This window comes from Pseudomonas sp. CIP-10 (assembly GCF_020911845.1).
Lineage (GTDB): Bacteria > Pseudomonadota > Gammaproteobacteria > Pseudomonadales > Pseudomonadaceae > Aquipseudomonas > Aquipseudomonas alloputida.
The window spans coordinates 3,428,428-3,445,993 of the sequence record NZ_CP087160.1 but is presented as its reverse complement, the minus strand read 5'-3'; the positions used below and the strand labels follow the sequence as shown (position 1 = coordinate 3,445,993).

Here is a 17,566-nt window from a genome sequence, read left to right as displayed (position 1 = left end):
ACGATGTTGGGGGCGCTGCGCACCCCAACAAGCGCAGCTCAGCGCTTGGCAGCCATCGCCGTCACTTCCACACGCATGCCTTCAAAGGCCAGTGAAGCCACACCCACCGCCGCACGCACCGGCCAGGGCTTGCTGAAGAAGCGCTGGTACACCTCGTTGAACGCTGCGCGGTCGGCCATGTCGGTCAGGTAGATGGTCAGGTGCAGCACGCGGTCCATACCGCTACCGGCCTTTTCCAGGGCCACTTTCAGCGCCTGCAGGGTGCATTCGCTCTGCTCGACGATGCCGCCCAGTTCCAGGCTGCCGTCGGCGTGGGTCGGGATTTGCGTGGTGACCAGCACGCCGTTGTACTCGGCAACGTCCGAGGAAATCGACTCGGCGTCCGGGTCCGGGGTGTAGATGATGTCTGCATGTGCCATGGTGTGTCTGCCTTGCAACGGAAGGAAAACGGCAAGCCTACGCGAGCACACCAGCCCGGTCGAGGGTGCCTCGGCGTTTGAAATGCGCGGCGTTCGCCGTCAGAATCGCGGGCGATTGCAAAACCAGAGGTTTACGTTGAACGAACAGACTTTGTCCAGGCGCCTGGAGCGCGTGGCCGCCCATGTACCGCAGGGGGCGCGCCTGGCCGACATTGGCTCGGACCACGGCTATCTGCCGGTGGCCTTGATGCTGCGTGGCGTGCTCGAGGCCGCGGTAGCGGGTGAAGTGGCGCAGACGCCGTTCGCCTCGGCCCAGCGCAATGTGCGCAGAAACGGCCTGCAAGCGCAGGTAACCGTGCGCCTGGCCGATGGGCTGGCAGCGGTCGAGCCGCAAGACCGTATCTCGGTGGTGAGCATCTGCGGGATGGGCGGCGACACCATGTGCGAGATACTCGAAGCCGGCAAGCAGCGCCTTGGCGGCGTCACGCGCCTGGTACTGCAGCCCAATGGCGGTGAGCGCGAACTGCGCCAGTGGCTGGCGGGCAATGGTTACCAGATCGTCAGCGAAGAGCTGCTACGGGAAAACCGCTTCGATTACGAGATCATCGTCGCCGAGCCGGGCAGGGGGGTGTATAGCGCTGAACAGCTGTACTTCGGCCCCGTGTTGATGCAGGAAAAAAGCGAGGCGTTTGTGGTCAAGTGGCGGCGCATGCTGCGGCAGAAGCAGCAGACCCTGGCCAATTTCCAGCGGGCCCGCGATGCGGTGCCTCAGGCGAAGATCGACGATTTCAATCAGCAGGTGGGCTGGATCACCCAGGTGCTGGCCTGACTCACTGCTGCGAGCAGTTGCCCATTTCCCGGTAGTCGATTTCGCGCTTCTGGCCCTGATGGTCGACGTACACCATGTGTGCGGTGCCTACCTGGCAGTCGGCGGCGTTGCTGGCCGGTGTGATGGAGATGACCTTGGCCACGTCCAGCGGCATGCCGTATTCATATTGGCTGCTGACTGGCTGGTTGTTGCCGGCATCGGCAAAAGCACCGAACGAGGCGAAGGCAGCGGCAATGGCAAGGACAGCGATCGAGCGTTTCATGACAGGCTCCTTTTTTAATGGATGGCTAATGATCTATTCATTGGTCATCCACAATAAATGGGCTAAACCGTGATAGATTCCTGCCTGTAACGCAAGAATAAGACAAAGAAAGGAGCACACCTTCATGGACATGCTGCATGCCATGCGTACCTTCACCCGTGTGGTGGAATGTGGCAGCTTCGCTGCAGCTGCCAATGCTCTGGATATTTCTGCAGCGCAGGTTTCGCGCATCGTTGCCGAGCTGGAGAACCAGCTGCAGACCCGCCTGCTGCACCGCACCACCCGGCGCTTGCGCATGAGCGAGGCGGGTGAGCGGTTTCTGGAGCGTGCACGGCAGATCATGCTGCTGACCGAAGAAGCCGTGGGCGAAGCGCGAGGGGCGCACCTCACGCCTCGCGGCCATCTGCGTTTGCACTGCCCGCACGGCATGGGGCTGTTGCTGATGCCGCTGGTGGCCGGCTACAACACGCTATACCCGGAAGTGGTGATCGAGCTGACGCTGTCGCAGCGCAACCCCGACCCGCTGGCAGAAGGGCATGATGTGGTGATCACCGTGGACGGTGCGCTGCCGGATTCGCAGCTGATCGCTGTGCCGCTGGGCAACATTTTCAGCATCCCCTGCGCGGCCCCCGGTTACCTGGATACCCACGGTGTACCGGAGCGCCCGGAAGACTTGCACGGCCATCGCTGCCTGCGCATGGCTTACCCGATGTACGAAGGCGACTGGGTGTTCCCGCAAGGGGTTGACCAGTGCGTGATTGCGCCGAATGACAGTTTTTCCACCAACGTTGCCGACGCCATGCTGGTGGCCAGCGAGCTGGGCATGGGCATTGGCCTGCTGCCGTTCTACACCGCCAGCGAGGCGATCGAGCAGGGGCGCTTGCGCCGGTTGTTGGCACCGTATCGGTTGAGGGAGAGTGCGCTGTATGCGATGTATCCGTCACGCCACTACCTGGACGCCAAGGTGCGCACCTGGATCGACTACCTCAAGGAGCAGTTGCCGGCGCTGTTCGAGGGGCATGCCAGGGTGGTGGATGACGCGCGGTATTGGCGCTGAGGCGAGAGGGTCCTGTGGGAGCGGGCGCGCCCGCGAACACCGGCAAAGCCGGTGCCAGCCACAGCGTCGCCCGCACCCCCAAGAACCGCGTTGCCTTTGCGTTACAGCGGATAGTTTTTCAATTCCCGTGCAATCAGCATGCGCTGGATCTCGCTCGACCCTTCATAGATCTGGGTAATCCGCGCATCCCGGTAGTAGCGCTCCACCGGGTAATCTTCCAGATAGCCGTACCCACCATGCACCTGGATGGCCATCGAGCACACCCGCTCGGCCATCTCCGAAGCGAACAGCTTGGCCTGTGACGCTTCCGACAGGCACGGCTTGCCGGCGCTGCGCAGGCGGGCGGCGTGCAGGATCAGCAAACGTGCGGCGTTCACCTGCACCTGCATGTCGGCCAGCAGGTTGGCAATGCTCTGGTGTTCGTTGATCGGCTTGCCAAACTGTATGCGGTCACGCGAGTAGACCAGCGCCGCTTCGAATGCGGCGCGGGCGATGCCCAAGGCCTGGGCGGCAATGCCGATACGGCCGCCTTCGAGGTTGGACAGGGCAATGGCCAGGCCCTTGCCACGCTCACCGAGGATATTGGCGGCAGGAATGCGGCAGTTGTCGAAAGTCACTGCGCAGGTGTCGGAGGCGCGAATGCCCATCTTGTGCTCACTGCGATCAACCTTGAACCCATGGTTGTCGGTGGGCACCAGGAACGCCGACAGGCCTTTCTTGCCCAGCTCCGGGTCGGTCACTGCGAAGACGATCGCCAGGCCGGCACGGCGGGCATTGCTGACGAACTGCTTGGCACCGTTGATGACCCACTGGCCATCCACCAGCTCGGCGCGGGTGCGCAGGTTGTGCGCCTCGGAGCCGGCCTGTGGCTCGGTCAGGCAGAAGCAGCCAATCACCTCGCCGCTGGCCAGGCGAGGCAGCCACTGCTGTTGCTGTTCGGCGGTGCCGTAGGCCAGCAGCGGGCCGCAACCTACCGAGTTGTGGATGCTCATCATCGCCCCGGTGGCGCCGCAACCGGCGGCGATCTCTTCCACGGCCAAGGCATAGGCGACATAGTCGGTGTAGCTGCCGCCGAAGTCCTCGGGCACCACCATGCCCAACAGGCCCAGTTCGCCCATCTTGCGCACCACGCCATCATCGATCCAGCCGGCCTTTTCCCAGGCCTGGGCATGGGGTGCGATTTCGCCACGGGCAAAGTCCCGGGCCATGTCGCGGATCATGATCTGTTCTTCGCTCAGTTCGAGGTCTTGCATCTGTGTACTCCCGGGCTCACAGGCCTTCGAAGAATTGTTCGACCCGCTGGCTTTGCAGCGCGGCCAGGGTCGGCGGGTTCCAGCGGGGCTGCTTGTCCTTGTCGATGATCAGGGCACGCACGCCTTCGATGATGTCGCCGTGCTGGAACCACTGGCGGTCCAGGTGCAGTTCCATGGCAAAGCAGTCGTCAATGCCCAGCTCGCGCCCCCGGCGCAGCATCTCCAGCGTAACCGCCATGGCCAGAGGCGAGCGTGTTTCCAGCTGATCGGCGGTGGCCACCGCCCAGGCGTGGCTGTCGCCAAGGCTCACCGCACGCAGTTGCTCGACGATGGCTGGCAGGTCGGGCAGGGCGAAGAAGTGGTCGATGGCCGGGCGCAGCTTTTCCAGTGGCGCATCATCCAGTACCTGGGTACCGAGCCTGGCCAGCAGGTTTTGCAGGTCCTTCAGCGGGTGGTCGCTGAAGTCGAGCTGGTCGAGGCCCTGGTCGAGGGCGGCGAGCTGGTCGCTGGCCAGGTACCAGTCGGCCAGGCCGCAATACAAGGCGTCGGCCGCCTGGATCTGGGCACCGCTGACACCCAGGTAGATGCCCAGCTCGCCGGGGATGCGCGAGAGGAAGTAGCTGCCGCCCACGTCCGGGAAGTAGCCGATGCCAACTTCGGGCATGCCCAGCCGGCTGCGCTCGGTGACCACGCGCAGGTCGCAGCCCTGCGCCAGGCCCATGCCGCCCCCGAGGGTGAAGCCGTCCATCACCACCAGTATCGGTTTGCGGTAGCGGTGGATGACCAGGTCGAGGGCGTACTCTTCGACGAAAAAGGTTTCATGCAGCGTGTCGCCGGCCTTGAAGCTGTCGTACAGCGAGCGGATATCGCCACCGGCACAGAACCCCTTGGGGCCTTCGCCGCGCAGGACCACGGCGCGTACCTGCGGGTTGTCGGCCCACTGGTCCAGGTGCTGACGCAGGCTGCGCACCATGTCCAGGGTCAGGGCATTGAGACCGGCTGGGCGGTTCAGGGTCAGGTGGCCGATCTGGTTACGGACCTCGGCCAGTACATGGTCGGTTGCTGCCGGGGTATGGGCGTGTGCAGTCATTGCGTTCTCCCTGCTTTGTTATTGATTTTCCAAGTGAAGTCTGGAGTTCGCTGGAGGATCGCAGGATCCTGGCATGCGAATTTGCCTTGCACAATCGACAATTGTGCAAGGGTACCGTGCGTTTTTACCTTGTCTGAGGCCAGCGCGCGCTTGTGGAGCAGCCATTGCCCCCACGGGATTCCGTCCCCCGATTCGGGGGAACCTGCTGGGGGATCCTCCCCAATCCGTTGCGGTTGATCGTACAAATTATTGATTAATATTGGATTTTTCTTCTGGCACACACCTTGCTCCAGCTCTCCGCAGAGATCCTGTGTCCCGGAGGTGCAGCATGTCGACGCCGCTCAAAGGCCCCATCCTGTCATCACTTGTACTGGCCTTGCTTGGCTGGGAGGCAACCAGCGAGGCGGCTGTGCAGTGCCAGCGCACCCTGGTCGCCAACGTGGTGGCACTGGACCAGCCACTGATGTTCAACCGCCTTGGCGCGCAAAACGCCAACGGCATGATGTTTGCCCTTCGTGAGGACGTGGTGGACGACAAGCAGGTCCCCCTCAGCAAGGGCGGGGCCGCGGTACCGGGCAAGGTCACCCTGCGCCCGGACAAGCGCCCGCGGCCTATCGTGCTGCGCGTGGCGGCCGGTGACTGCCTGACGGTCAACCTGACCAACCTGCTGGATTACAAGGCGAACCCCAACAAGCACGGTATCGAGGCTGAAGAGCCCGAGGGTGAGGCAGAGGGGCCGGAGGTTGAAAACGAAGGCGGCGAAGGCTTTGTCGCCGACGAACAGGTGGCCGAGCGCATGGTCGGCTTCCAGGTCAACGGGATGCAGGCGGTGAACAGCATTGCCGATATTTCCGCCTATACCGGGCGTAACGGCAACTTCTTCGTCAGCCCCGGCAGCACCCGCAGCTACACCCTGTATGCCGAGCGCGAAGGGGCCTTCGCCGCCACCAGCAAAGCCGCAACGTTCGGCGGCGAGGGCACGGCGGGCAACGTCTCCAACGGCCTGTTCGGCCAGGTGGTGGTCGTGCCCAAACTGGGCCGTACCTACCGCAACACCCTCACTGAAGAAGAAATGCGCCTGGCCACCACGGGGCGAACCGCCACCGGCCAGCCCGTGATCGACTACGAAGCCCGTTATCCGCAGCTCGAACCGTGGATCGCCGAAGGCAAGGCCGGCAAACCGATCATTGCCATGGTCAACGGCAACGAGATCATCAGCAGCGAAACCGATGCCATCGTCATGGGGCCCAACCCTGACGGTAGCTTCCCCAGTTCCACTTACCCGCTGGAAAGCGTGGGCAAACGCAACCCGGCGCTGCCCAACCGACTGGAAGCATTCCGTGATTTCGCCTCGCAGTTCGCCGACGAGGTTGCCGGTACCCAGGCCTTCCCTGGCTACTGGGCCGACCCGGTGATGGGCCACGTGCTGGAGCCGGCGCGCGATTCGTTCATGATCAATTACGGCTCTGGTGGGATGGGTGCCGAAGTGGTGGCCAACCGCTTGGGGGTGGGGCCGATGCACGACTGCCTGTCGTGTGCCTATGAGGAGTTCTTCCTCAGCGCCCACACGGTCGGCGATATAGGCACCCTGGTGGATGTACCGGCCAACGTCGGCCTGGAACACATCCGCCCGGGCGAGGTGCCGCCGGCCAGCGCCGTCGGGGTCAAGGCCAGCATGGCCCTCTACCCCTCAGAGCCTGCCAACGTGCACCACAGCTATATCGGTGACTTCACCAAGTTCCGCAACACCCACAACGGGCACGAGCAGCACATCTTCCACTTGCACGGCCATCAGTGGCTGTTCAACCCCAATGACGACAACTCCGACTACATCGATGCCCAAGGCATCGGCGCCGGCGTCGGCTACACCTACGAAATCGCCAACGGTGGTTCGGGCAACCGCAACCGCGTTGCCGGCGATGCCATTTACCACTGTCACTTCTACCCGCACTTCGCCCAGGGCATGTGGGCCATGTGGCGGGTACATGACGTGTTCGAGGAAGGCACGCGGCTGGAGGTGAGCGGGCAGGGCGAGAATGGCTTCCACAGTACCCCGTTCGCCCTGCGTAGCGGTAAGCCGGCCGCTGGCGCCCGGGCCCTGCCCGATGGCGAGATCGTTGCCGGTACGCCGATTCCGGCCATCGTGCCGTTACCTGGCAAGGCCATGGCGCCCATGCCCGGCAAAGTCGTGGTCGTGCCCAAGCTTTCCGAAGCGTTGGTTGCTGCCAACGATGATGACCACGAAGACGAGGATGATGACGACCACGCCAGCGAGGCGCCCGTGCGCAAGGCCGTGGGCTCGCTGGCGCTGGTCGACCGCACCGAGGCCAACCGCAACGCCGACGGCACGCTGAAAAACCCAGGCTACCCGTTCTGGATCGGCGGCATGGAAAGCAGCGTTGGCAACCGCCCGCCAACCCCGCCCCTGGACATGCTCGACCCGGCCCTGGCCCGGCAACTGAAAGACAGTGGTAAGGCCCTGTGGGCCAACCTGGATGCGAACCAGGTCGATGGCTGGGACGGCGGCCTTGGCCGCCATGCACTGGACGGTGTGTCCGCCGGTGGCGTGGCGGAGACCACCACCACCAAACTGGACTTCACCAAGGTCGTGCACAAGGCCAAGCCCATTTACCTGCCGGAAGAGGGCACCGATGTCGAGCAGGCCGCCATGCAGTTCCACGCCATGGCTGAACACCCCAGCTATGCCTTGATCCCCGGCAGCCAGCCGGTGGCCAAGGCGTTCCGCACCAACGGCGCGTTGCCGACTGCAGGTGCGCCGTACTACGAGCCGTGCATGGATGACCGTGGAAAACGCCTGACCCAGTCTTCCGGGGTTGGGGAGTTCAACAGTGGAGAGAGCCTGACGGGCGTGAACTTCCGTGGCGCCTCGGCCTTCACTGCCGACCGCCCACGCATCTACAAAGGGGCCAACATCCAGTTCGACGCGGTGTACAACAAAGTGGGCTACCACTTCCCGCAGGCACGCATCATTGCCCTTTGGGAAGACGCCTGGCCGGTCATTACCAAGCAGCGCCCGCCAGAGCCGCTGGTGATGCGCATGAACACCTTCGACTGCGCGATGTACCAGCACACCAACCTGATCCCGAACATCTATGAGATGGACGATTACCAGGTGCGCACCCCGACCGACGTGATCGGCCAGCACATCCACCTGCCCAAGTGGGACCTGACCGCTGCCGACGGCTCGGCCAACGGCTGGAACTACGAAGACGGCATACTTTCGCCCGGTAGCGTGGTCGAGCGCGTAGAGGCCATTCGTAATTACAATGGCTGCACTGAAGGGGATAGCCGCGAAGGCACCGCAGCCTGCCCGAAAGCCAGGCAGCACCCGTACTTCGGCCGCTTTGGTCGCGCCGACTGGCTGGGCGCACGTACCGCGATGCAGCGCTGGTTCGCAGACCCGCTGGTGAACGTGCATAACGTCGACCGCGGCCTGGGTACCATCTTCACCCATGACCACCTTGGCCCATCGACTCACCAGCAACTGGGCCTGTATGCCACCGTGCTGGCCGAACCGGCCGGCTCCACCTGGTACCACGCCGAAACCGGCGAGCAGCTGTACAACCCGGCCACGCGCCAGGACGGCGGCCCGACCTCGTGGCAGGCGGTGATCCAGACCGGCGACCACGATGGCGACGGCAAGAACGACAGCTACCGCGAGTTCTTCCTGGAGTACAGTGACTTCCAGCATGCCTATGAAGCTGGGGTGTACGTAGGCGCAGGGCCGGACGGCATTCCCAATGCCCAGTCGTACCCGGCCACAGCCGACAGCTTCCGTTACGCCATCAACCCGCCCGTGCGCGGCAAGGCGTCGAACCTGCTCGAAGCCATCGTCGAGAAACGCGGCGGTCTCAACCCGGGCTGCCCAAGCCGGCCATGCCCGCAGGCGATCTCGGTTGATGACCCGGGGATGTTCGTCGTCAACTACCGCAACGAGCCGCTGGCCCTGCGCGTGTATGACCCGAACAAGGTCGGCCCGGACGGCAAGCGTGGCATGCAGGCCGACGGCCTGGCCGGCGACCTCAGCTATGCCCTGCAAACCCGTACCGACCGCGCCATCCCGGCGATGAACCTGTCGCCATCGGCGATTACCTCGGCAGTCGGCCCTACCGGCGGCACTACGCTGTTCCCGCCGCATATCAACACGGCTGGCGCCGAGCCGGGCGACCCGTTCACCCCGTTGCTGCGCACCTATTCCGGCGACAACGTGCGCCTGCGCATGCACGCCGGTGGCCATGAAGAGGAGCACAACGTCACCCTGCACGGCGTGAAATGGCTGCAGAACGGTTCTGGCTTCGGCAACAGCTCCAACTCGGGCTGGAAGTCGTCGCAAATGATCGGCATCTCCGAGCAGTTGGGCTTCATGGCTCCGGTGTCGATGATCTCCAGTTCGGCAGCCACCAACGGCGACTACCTGTACTCGCTGGACGCGGCCCTGGAGGGCTACTGGAACGGTATCTGGGGCATCATGCGCAACTACACCGCGCAGCGTGCCGACCTGTTCCCGCTGCCCAACAACCCGCAGCCGGTGGCCATGCGCAACACCGTGAACTTCAACGGCATCTGCCCGAAAACCACGGCCAACCCGAACGGCATCGGTACCCGCACCACGGTCAAGCGCAGCTACGAGATCGTCGCAGCGCTGGCCAACGACATCCTCGAAAACCGTAACGGCGTCAGCATCAACGACCCGGCGGGCGTCGGCCAGCATGTCGGTGGCGCGCTCAAGGCCAACGGCGGCACCCTGGTGTTCAACAGCCGTAGAACCGCCATCCCGCTGGTGAGCGGGGTAGACCCCGAAGATGGGGAGCCTTTCACCATCGGTGGCCACAGTGCGCCGCTGCATGACCCGACCGCGATCCTGTACGTGCGCAAGGCTGACCTCGATGCCACCACCGGCAAGCTCAAGGCGGGTGTCCCGGTAGAGCCGCTGGTACTGCGCGCCAATGCCGGCGACTGCATCAGCATCACCCTGGAGAACCGCTTGCCACTGGTGATGCCAGACCTGCCGAGCACTGCAGTGATGCACAACGTGGTCAAGCGTGACCGCTTCGACAGCGAAGGCTCCACCGCCTTTGCCAACAACCTGATGCGGCCGTCCAGCCACGTGGGCCTGCATGCGCAACTGCTGGCCTACGACATCACCAAGTCAGACGGTGCCAACGTTGGCCTGAACCCGGTGCAGACCGTGCCACCACGTGCCGGCACCAGCGGCGCTTACCCGACCAAGGAGTACCAGTACTACGCCGGCCACCTGGAGCGTGAAGGCAAACCGGTGTCGCAGCTGGGCCGCACAGTGGACAACATAAACACCACGCCTATTGAGTTCGGCGGCCTCAACCTGACCCCGTCAGACTTCATCAAGCAGCCGCAAAAAGGTCTGGTGGGCGCCATGAGCATCCTGCCGCAAACCGCCGCCTGGACCGAGGATACTGCTACCCGTACCCAGGCCACGGTGAAGGTCAGCGGCCAGCCGGACTACCGCGACTTCGTCACGGTGTGGCAGCGCGCGCTGAACATGCGCTGGGCCGATGGCCGTCCGGTAGAAGGCATCAATACCGAAGGCAACGGTGCTGCCGGTGACCCGCAAGACAACGGCAACATGGCGGTCAACTACAAGACCGAACCGTTGTGGCTGCGCTTCGGCATGGCGCCCGACTCGCCATTCGGCCGCGCCAATGGCCTGGGCTTTGGTGATGTACCCAACGCCCACATGGCCTACGCCAACGCCCTGGTCGGTGGCGACCCGCAAACCCCGGTGCTGTACGCCAAGCCTGGCCAACCGGTGCGCAACCATATCGTGATGCCCAGTGGTGGCAGCCGCGGCATGGTCTACCAGCTGGACGGGCACGTATGGCCACTGCACAACTACCAGGCCGAGAAGAGCGATGTGGACGGTTACCCGATTGGCCTGCCTGGTATCGGTTCGGTGCGCTTTGGCTACAACCCGATGGCCATGTACATCGGCGCGCAGGAAAGCGTACTGCCAGCGGCGCACTTCAGCTTCATGTTGCCGAGTGCTGGCGGTGCCAACGCGGTGGCGGGTGACTACCTGTTCCGCGACTACGCCGCCTACGGCAACCTCTCGGGGCTGTGGGGGATCTTGCGGGTGACCAACGAAGCGCCGCCGGCAACGGCCCCGGCGCAGTGACGGAAGGGGAACGCGAGCATGAACAAAAAGACTCGCCCTGCTTACTTGGGGGTAGTGCTGGGGGTAGCGCTGATCGGCCTGGGCGTGGCGTACGAAAAGCTATGGTGCGACCCGCGCGAGCTGTTGCAGGAACGGGGCGGCTCGCAGGCCTTGCACCGGCTCAGCCGGGACGGCGTGAACGTGGAGTTCGAGGCCCGGCCATTGGCCGGCGGCGAACTGAAGGAGGGCGGCTTCGCCAACATCCGCTTCAAGCTCAGCGACCAGACCAGTGGCCAACCGCTGTCGGGCATGGCCCCGGGGGCGTGGATCGACCCGGCGCAGTCGGCCCCGGCCGGGGACCGCGAGCAGAGCTGCAAGGCGCGGGTCGCGCTGTTTCTCAAGAGCAGCATCGGGGCCCGGCCGCTGCTCGACCTGAACAGCTACTTCTTGCTGATGTTGAACAATGACGCCAGCCTGACAGTGATCGACCCGACGGTGTCGGTGGGGGGCGTGACCAGCACCATGGCCCGCATCGAGCTGCCAGGGCGGCCCATGGACTGGGCGGCCACCAGCGACGACAAGCAGGTTTTCGTGTCGATACCCGAGCGGGGCAAGGTCTCGGTGATCGATACCGAAACCTTCACCCGCGTGGCCGACCTGGACGCCGGCGACCAGCCGCTGCGCGTGGCCCTGCAGCCGGACCAGCATCGGCTGTGGGTTGGCAACAACAGCAGCGACCCGGGCAAAGGCGGGGTAACAGTAATTGACGTGCCGGGGCGCAGCGCCATGAAACACTTCAACACCGGTACCGGGCACCACGAAATCGCCTTCAGCGCCGACTCGCGCTATGCCTATGTCAGCAATCGCGACAGCGGCACCCTGAGCGTCATCGACATCCCGGAAATGCGCCTGGCCAAGACCATCAAGGTAGGCCCGCACCCGCTGTCGGTCAGCTATTCGGCGCTGTCCCAGGCCGTGTACGTGGTCGATGGCGAGGAGGGCAGCGTACGGGTGTTCGATGCCCGCAGCCATCAGTTGCGCCACACGGTCCAGGCCGAACAGGGCCTGGGGCCGATGCGCTTCAGCCATGATGGCCGCTACGGCATCGTGCTCAATACCCTGGAGAACCAGGCCTTGGTCATCGACGCCAGTACCGACAAGCTGATCCACCGCATCCCGGTGGCGGCCGAACCGTACCAGCTGACGTTCACCAAAGGCTATGCCTATGTGCGTGGCCTGGCCTCGCCGAAAGTGAGCATGATCAATCTGGCCAGCCTGGGCGAGGGGCGTGCGCCCATCGTGCAAGGCTTCGAGGCTGGCCCCGCCGCGCCGCGCCAGGCCGGCGACCTGCCACTGGCCCAGGGGCTGTCGGTATCGCGTGATGACAATTCGGTGTTCGTGGTCAACCCGGTGGACAACACCACCTACTTCTATGCCGAAGGCATGAATGCACCGATGTCCGGCTACAACAACCGCGGCCACCAGGCCCGCGCCGCCATCGTCGTTGACCGCAGCCTGCGCGAAGTGGCCCCCGGGGTGTATGGCTCGACGGTGAAGCTGCCCGCCGCCGGCAAGTTCGACGTTGCCTTCCTGCTCAACCAGCCGCAAATCATTCATTGCTTCAGTACCGAAGTGGCCGCAGGGAGCGATGCCAGCAAACGTAAAGGTGCGCGTGCCGAGTTCATTGGCCTCGACCAGCCGCTGCCGCAGCACAGCGACTTCACCGCGCGGGTACGGATTGTCGGTGACGACGGGCAGCCGCGCCTGGGCCTGAACGACTTGAGCCTGCGCTACTTCCTGGCGCCATCGTCGATGCCGCGCAACCTGCAGCTGCAAGAGGTGGGCGAGGGGGTCTACCAGGCGGCGCTGAACTTGCCTGAGGCCGGCGCCTGGTACCTGCATGTGCAGTCGCCCTCGTTGGGGCGCAAGTTTGCCGAAGAAAACTACACCAGCCTGCGCGTTCTGCCGGCTGCTGCAACCAATGCTTCCCAGACTGACGTGAGGAATGTGCGATGAACGCCAAGCCTGCTTGCACACTGTTGGCCCTGAGCCTGGCATTTGCCAGCCACCTGGCCATGGCCCACGCCGGTCACGAGCATGACGGCCATGCCGGGCAGCCCCCGGCGGCGCATCAGGAAAAGGCCAGTGTGCGTTTTGCCGATGTGTCGCTGTTGAACCAGGAAGGCATGCCGGTACGCCTTGAGAAAGACCTGGTGGGTGACCATCTGGTGGTCATGGGCTTCATTTACACCAGCTGCACCACGGTATGCCCGGTGGTGTCGTCGATTATGGGCAAGGTCCAGCAGCAGCTGGGCGGCCGGGTAGGCGAGGAGGTTCGCCTGGTGTCGATCAGTGTCGACCCTCAGCGTGACGACGCCAAGCGCCTGCAAAACTATGCCAAGGCATTCCAGAAAGGGCCGGGCTGGAGCTGGCTGACCGGTACCCCGTACGCCATCACCGAAACCCTGAAGGGGCTGGGCAGCTTCAACGCCGACCTCAGCCAGCACCCGCCGCTGATACTGGTGGGTGACGGGCGTAGCGGGCACTGGACGCGTTACTACGGCTTCACCGACCCGGGCGTATTGATCGATGAAATCAACCGCCTCAGTGCTCGCCGGGTACATGCCAAGAGCACCGCCATTGCCGACCATCACGAGGTGCAACCATGAGCACTGCAACCTCCCACCGCGCTGGCATGCGCGCATTCGACTGGCTGGTACTGGGTGGCTGCCTGTGGATCCTCACGTCGGTGGCGTTCGCCCACGAAGGCCATGCGCCGCAACCCCCCGAGCCGCAGCCAGCACCGCAGGCGATGGCCAGTGGTGGCGGTACACGCGACGCCAAGACCTGGTTCACCGACACCGTGCTGAAGGACCAGAATGGCCGCGAGCTGCGCTTTTACAGTGACGTGCTCAAGGACAAGGTGGTGATGCTCAACGTGATCTTCACCCATTGCACCGATGCCTGCCCGTTGATCACCCGCAAGCTGCGCGAGGTGCGCGAGGCCATGGGGCCAGCCCTGGCCGCCCAGGTGACCTTCGTGTCGATCAGCAGTGACCCGCTGAACGACACCCCCGAGGCGCTGAAGGCGTTCGCCGCCAAGCAAGGGGTGGATGGGCCGAACTGGTTGTTCCTGACCGGTGACAAGGCCAATGTCGACCTGGTGCTTGGCCGTATAGGGCAGTTCCTGCCGAGTCCCGAGCAGCATTCGACGCAGCTGATTGCCGGTGATGTTGCAGGTAAACGCTGGAGCAAGATTCGCCCGGATGCACCGCCAGCGGCGATTGCCCAGCGCATGCAGCTGTTGACCCAGCCGCTGGCCGGTCGGTGAGTATCATGGGCCGCCTGGGGAATTGGCCTCTGTGGCATCCGCTTTTGTGGGAGCGGCCTTGCGTCGCGGAAGGGCTGCGCAGCAGCCCCGGCAGTGGCAGCTCACGCGCAGAAAGAGGGGCGCGCTGCGCGCGCCTTTCGCGACACAAGGCCGCGCCCACAGGGCTTGCGATATGGCTCACATGCGTGCTTGGCATGGCATCTTCGACCTCAGCCTTGGCCCTGGGCCTGACCGACCACGAACAAGCCGGCAAACGCCTCTACCGCGAGGGCGTTTCCAGTAGCGACGCTCAATTGCAAGCCCGGGTCGGCGCCAGTGACATCACAGTCCCCGCCAGCGTGCTGCCCTGCGCCAGTTGCCATGGCAGCGACGGCCGTGGCCGTGCCGAAGGCGGTGTTCGCCCCCCCGGCCTCGACTGGCAACGCCTGGCACTCGGCCAGGGCCCACGCGAGGCCAACGGCCGCCGCTACCCGGCCTACACCGACAGCAGCCTGGCGCGGGCCATCCAGCAGGGTATCGACCCGGCTGGCAATCGCCTCGACCCGGCCATGCCACGCTTCGAGTTGACCTTGGCCGACCAGCGCAACCTCACCGCCTATCTCAAACGCTTGGCCGAAGAACGTGACCCTGGTGTGGAAGAGGGCGTGCTGCGCCTTGGGACCCTGCTGCCCGCGAGCGGTCCGCTGGCTGAAGCCGGGCAGGTGGTACGCGCCGTGCTGGAAGACGGCGTGGGTCAACTCAACCAGCAAGGCGGCATTCACGGGCGGCGCCTGGAACTGGTCGTACTAGACCCAGGTTCCGACCCGGTCAGTGCCGAACGCGCCTTGCAACAGTTGCTCGAGCAAAAGCGGGTGTTCGCCCTGATCGCGCCATTGGCGCCCATGCTCGACCAGCGCCTGACGACCTTGCTGGCGCCACAGAACGTGCCGATGGTCGGCAGTACCCCGCGCAGCGGCGGCAGCGCACAGATCTTCGACCCGCTGCCCGGCTTGCCCGAGCAATTGCTGAGCCTGGCAGGCCATGCCCGTGTGGCGCTGGGCTTGGCGCCGGATGAGTTACGCGTGGTGTATGCCGGTAACGAACACGCCGCGTTGGCCGAGCAGGTGCGCGAGCGTTTACGACAGCAGGGCTGGGCGCCACCCGCTATCCAGGCGTTCGACGGCCAGGCGGTGGACGGGCAGGGCATCGTCTTCCTTGGCCGCGCCCAGGCCTTTGCCGAGTTGGCGGCGGCGTTGCAGGTGGCGGGCCGCGAGCCCTACCTGTTCGCCGCTTCCAGTCAGGTAGCCGGCGCTGTGGCGCGCTTGCCGGCGCAGTGGTCGCAGCGGCTGTTTCTGGCCTACCCCTACGTGCCAGAGGACTGGACCGAGCAAGGCCAGGCAACGCTCGCCGGGCTGCAGCAGCGCCAGGGCCTGGACCCGCGCCAGGTGTCGTTGCAGGTCAATACGCTGTGCGCGTTGCGCCTGCTGAGCGAAGCGCTGAAGCAGATTGGACGGGATGCCAGCCGCGAGCAACTGATCGCTGCGCTCGAAGGCTTGCACGATGTGCCCACCGGCCTGACCCCGGCACTGGGCTTTGGCCCTGGTCGCCGCCAGGGCATGGCAGGTGCCCATGTGGTGGCGGTGGCCCTGCCCGGGCCACGCTTTACTGCGGTCACCCCCTACCGGCCAGTGCCGGTCAGCCCTTGAGCGGAGGTTGTCATGCGGATCGTGTGGTTGTGCCTGTTGCTGGTGCTGACCAGGGTGAGCTGGGCCGATGTGCCAGCGGCGCGGGTCAATGGTGTCGAGATCGGGTTGATGCGCCTGGAACGCTACTTCAGCGAGTACCTGGACGCCCAGGGTCGGGCGGTGACCAGCATCCGCAATCCAGGCCTGTATAAACGCCTGCGTGACCAGGCGCTGGATGAGCTGATCGACAAGGAGCTGTTGTGGCAGGAAGCGCAACGCCAAGGCATAGCCATCAGCGATGAACACGTGTCGGCACAGATTGGCGAGGTGGAAGCGGCATTTGGCAGCCCGGCGTTATTCGAAAGGCGGCTGGCAGAGGCAGGCTTCGATAGGGCACAGTACACTGAATACACCCGGCATGAGATGGCGGCCCAGCAAGTGTACGCCCAGCTCAGCGCAGTCGACGCGCCGAGCCAGGGCGAAGTGGAGGCATTTTATGATGCCAACCAGGAGAGACTGCAAGGAGCGCAGAACCAAAGTGATAATCCATCGGTCATACGCGAACACGGCCTCGCCTTGGCCAGGGCAACGCTCATCGGTCAGCGGGAGGCGCAGGCGCGCCAATCCGTGCGCCAACGTTTGCGCGAGTCCGCTAAAGTGGAGATCGCCAACTGAGACCGCTGAGGGCGCTTGCCCCAATCCTGGGGAATTAAGGTTTGGCAATGTGCCATCATTTTCCCCGCTTGTGGGGAACAGGTGGGGTGCGCCTGCTCAGCGTATGTCGGTTACTGGCCGGCACCCTAGTAAAATCAGTGGCTTACAGTGGTGCAACATGACTATTCACGCCTGGCACGAAGCCTGCTCAAGTCTCTACAAGGGCGTACTTCGCAGACCGGGGAACCGGGCAGTATTGGGGAGTCGACCTTGGTGAACAGAGTATTGGTAGTCGATGACGAACAGACTCTTGCGCAGAACCTGCAAGCGTACCTGCAGGCGCAAGGCCTGGAAGTTCATGTTGCCCACGACGGTGCCAGTGGTATCGAACAGGCTGAAAGCCTGGCACCGCAAGTAGTTGTGCTGGATTACCGCCTGCCCGACATGGAAGGTTTTCAGGTTCTGGAGGCTGTACGCAAGAACAGGCAATGCCACTTCGTGCTGATCACCGCCCACCCCACCGTCGAGGTGCGTGAGCGGGCCGCCGAACTCGGTGTGAGTCACGTCCTGTTCAAGCCGTTCCCACTGATGGAGCTGGCGCGTGCGATCTTCGACCTGCTGGGCATCGAGCGCCGGCGCAGGGCCACGGACAACCCGGCCGAAGGGTTCGTCGAACGACGCCAGAACAGGAACGAATCGTTCCCCCTGCAGTTGTACGATGGAAGCTGGGTGTTGGCCGACCGCCGCCGTAACGGCGCCAAGCCACCAGGGCCCGACGACGATCAACTGCTCACAGGGGAATAGCGGCGCCCGCACCCCTGGCCGAGCCAGCCTGCGACGCGCCCCTGAGCGGAGT

Annotated in this window: 13 protein-coding genes; 9 read left to right on the top strand and 4 right to left on the bottom strand. The window is 64.4% G+C overall.

From position 1 onward, the window contains the following. Positions 1-38: 38 nt before the first annotated feature. Positions 39-419 carry a RidA family protein gene (locus LMH93_RS15675; RefSeq protein WP_004577524.1) on the bottom strand — a complete coding sequence of 127 codons (381 nt, stop codon included), beginning with the start codon at positions 417-419 and terminating at the stop codon, positions 39-41. Between the two features lie 136 nt (positions 420-555). Here LMH93_RS15675 and LMH93_RS15670 point away from each other — a divergent pair, with 136 nt between their 5' ends. Next, the gene (locus LMH93_RS15670) at positions 556-1,248 is read left to right on the top strand and encodes a tRNA (adenine(22)-N(1))-methyltransferase (protein ID WP_004577523.1); all 693 of its coding nucleotides are present in this window, start codon (positions 556-558) and stop codon (positions 1,246-1,248) included. Between the two features lies 1 nt (position 1,249). On the opposite strand, the gene LMH93_RS15665 is transcribed toward LMH93_RS15670, so the two are convergent. Continuing rightward, a complete protein-coding gene (locus tag LMH93_RS15665; RefSeq protein WP_003247932.1) occupies positions 1,250-1,510 on the bottom strand; it encodes a DUF2790 domain-containing protein in 261 nt (86 codons plus the stop codon). 124 nt (positions 1,511-1,634) lie between these two features. Here LMH93_RS15665 and LMH93_RS15660 point away from each other — a divergent pair, with 124 nt between their 5' ends. Then, complete coding sequence (locus tag LMH93_RS15660) at positions 1,635-2,567, top strand: LysR family transcriptional regulator (RefSeq protein ID WP_003247933.1); 933 nt, start codon at positions 1,635-1,637, stop codon at positions 2,565-2,567. A gap of 101 nt (positions 2,568-2,668) precedes the next feature. Here LMH93_RS15660 and LMH93_RS15655 read toward each other — a convergent pair whose 3' ends face one another. After that, positions 2,669-3,820: an acyl-CoA dehydrogenase family protein gene (locus LMH93_RS15655; protein WP_230064347.1), complete on the bottom strand. Its 1,152-nt coding sequence runs from the start codon at positions 3,818-3,820 to the stop codon at positions 2,669-2,671. A 16-nt stretch (positions 3,821-3,836) separates the two neighbouring features. After that, entirely contained in the window at positions 3,837-4,910 is a 1,074-nt protein-coding gene (locus LMH93_RS15650) for an enoyl-CoA hydratase/isomerase family protein (protein ID WP_108190405.1), read from the bottom strand. A 328-nt stretch (positions 4,911-5,238) separates the two neighbouring features. Between LMH93_RS15650 and mnxG the strand changes: the two genes are divergently transcribed. The 7 genes from mnxG (at position 5,239) to LMH93_RS15615 (ending at position 17,514) form a co-directional block, all read left to right on the top strand. Beyond that, on the top strand, positions 5,239-11,082 hold the full coding sequence (gene mnxG, locus LMH93_RS15645; RefSeq protein ID WP_230064346.1) for a manganese-oxidizing multicopper oxidase MnxG: 5,844 nt from the start codon (positions 5,239-5,241) through the stop codon (positions 11,080-11,082). Positions 11,083-11,100: 18 nt separating this feature from the next. Then, positions 11,101-13,077, top strand: a complete 1,977-nt coding sequence (locus tag LMH93_RS15640) for a cytochrome D1 domain-containing protein (RefSeq protein ID WP_003247941.1) — start codon at positions 11,101-11,103, stop codon at positions 13,075-13,077. Next, complete coding sequence (locus LMH93_RS15635; RefSeq protein WP_070095875.1) at positions 13,074-13,730, top strand: SCO family protein; 657 nt, start codon at positions 13,074-13,076, stop codon at positions 13,728-13,730. Before LMH93_RS15640 ends, LMH93_RS15635 begins: the two co-directional genes overlap by 4 nt. Further along, complete coding sequence (locus LMH93_RS15630; RefSeq protein ID WP_012052145.1) at positions 13,727-14,392, top strand: SCO family protein; 666 nt, start codon at positions 13,727-13,729, stop codon at positions 14,390-14,392. The genes LMH93_RS15635 and LMH93_RS15630 overlap by 4 nt, the downstream gene beginning before the upstream one ends. A gap of 194 nt (positions 14,393-14,586) precedes the next feature. Beyond that, a complete protein-coding gene (locus LMH93_RS15625) occupies positions 14,587-16,077 on the top strand; it encodes a cytochrome c/ABC transporter substrate-binding protein (RefSeq protein ID WP_230064345.1) in 1,491 nt (496 codons plus the stop codon). Positions 16,078-16,089: 12 nt separating this feature from the next. After that, positions 16,090-16,731: a SurA N-terminal domain-containing protein gene (locus LMH93_RS15620; RefSeq protein WP_070095877.1), complete on the top strand. Its 642-nt coding sequence runs from the start codon at positions 16,090-16,092 to the stop codon at positions 16,729-16,731. A gap of 249 nt (positions 16,732-16,980) precedes the next feature. Continuing rightward, positions 16,981-17,514 (top strand): response regulator, encoded by a 534-nt coding sequence (locus tag LMH93_RS15615; RefSeq protein WP_019437656.1) that lies wholly within the window; start codon positions 16,981-16,983, stop codon positions 17,512-17,514. Positions 17,515-17,566: the final 52 nt, after the last annotated feature.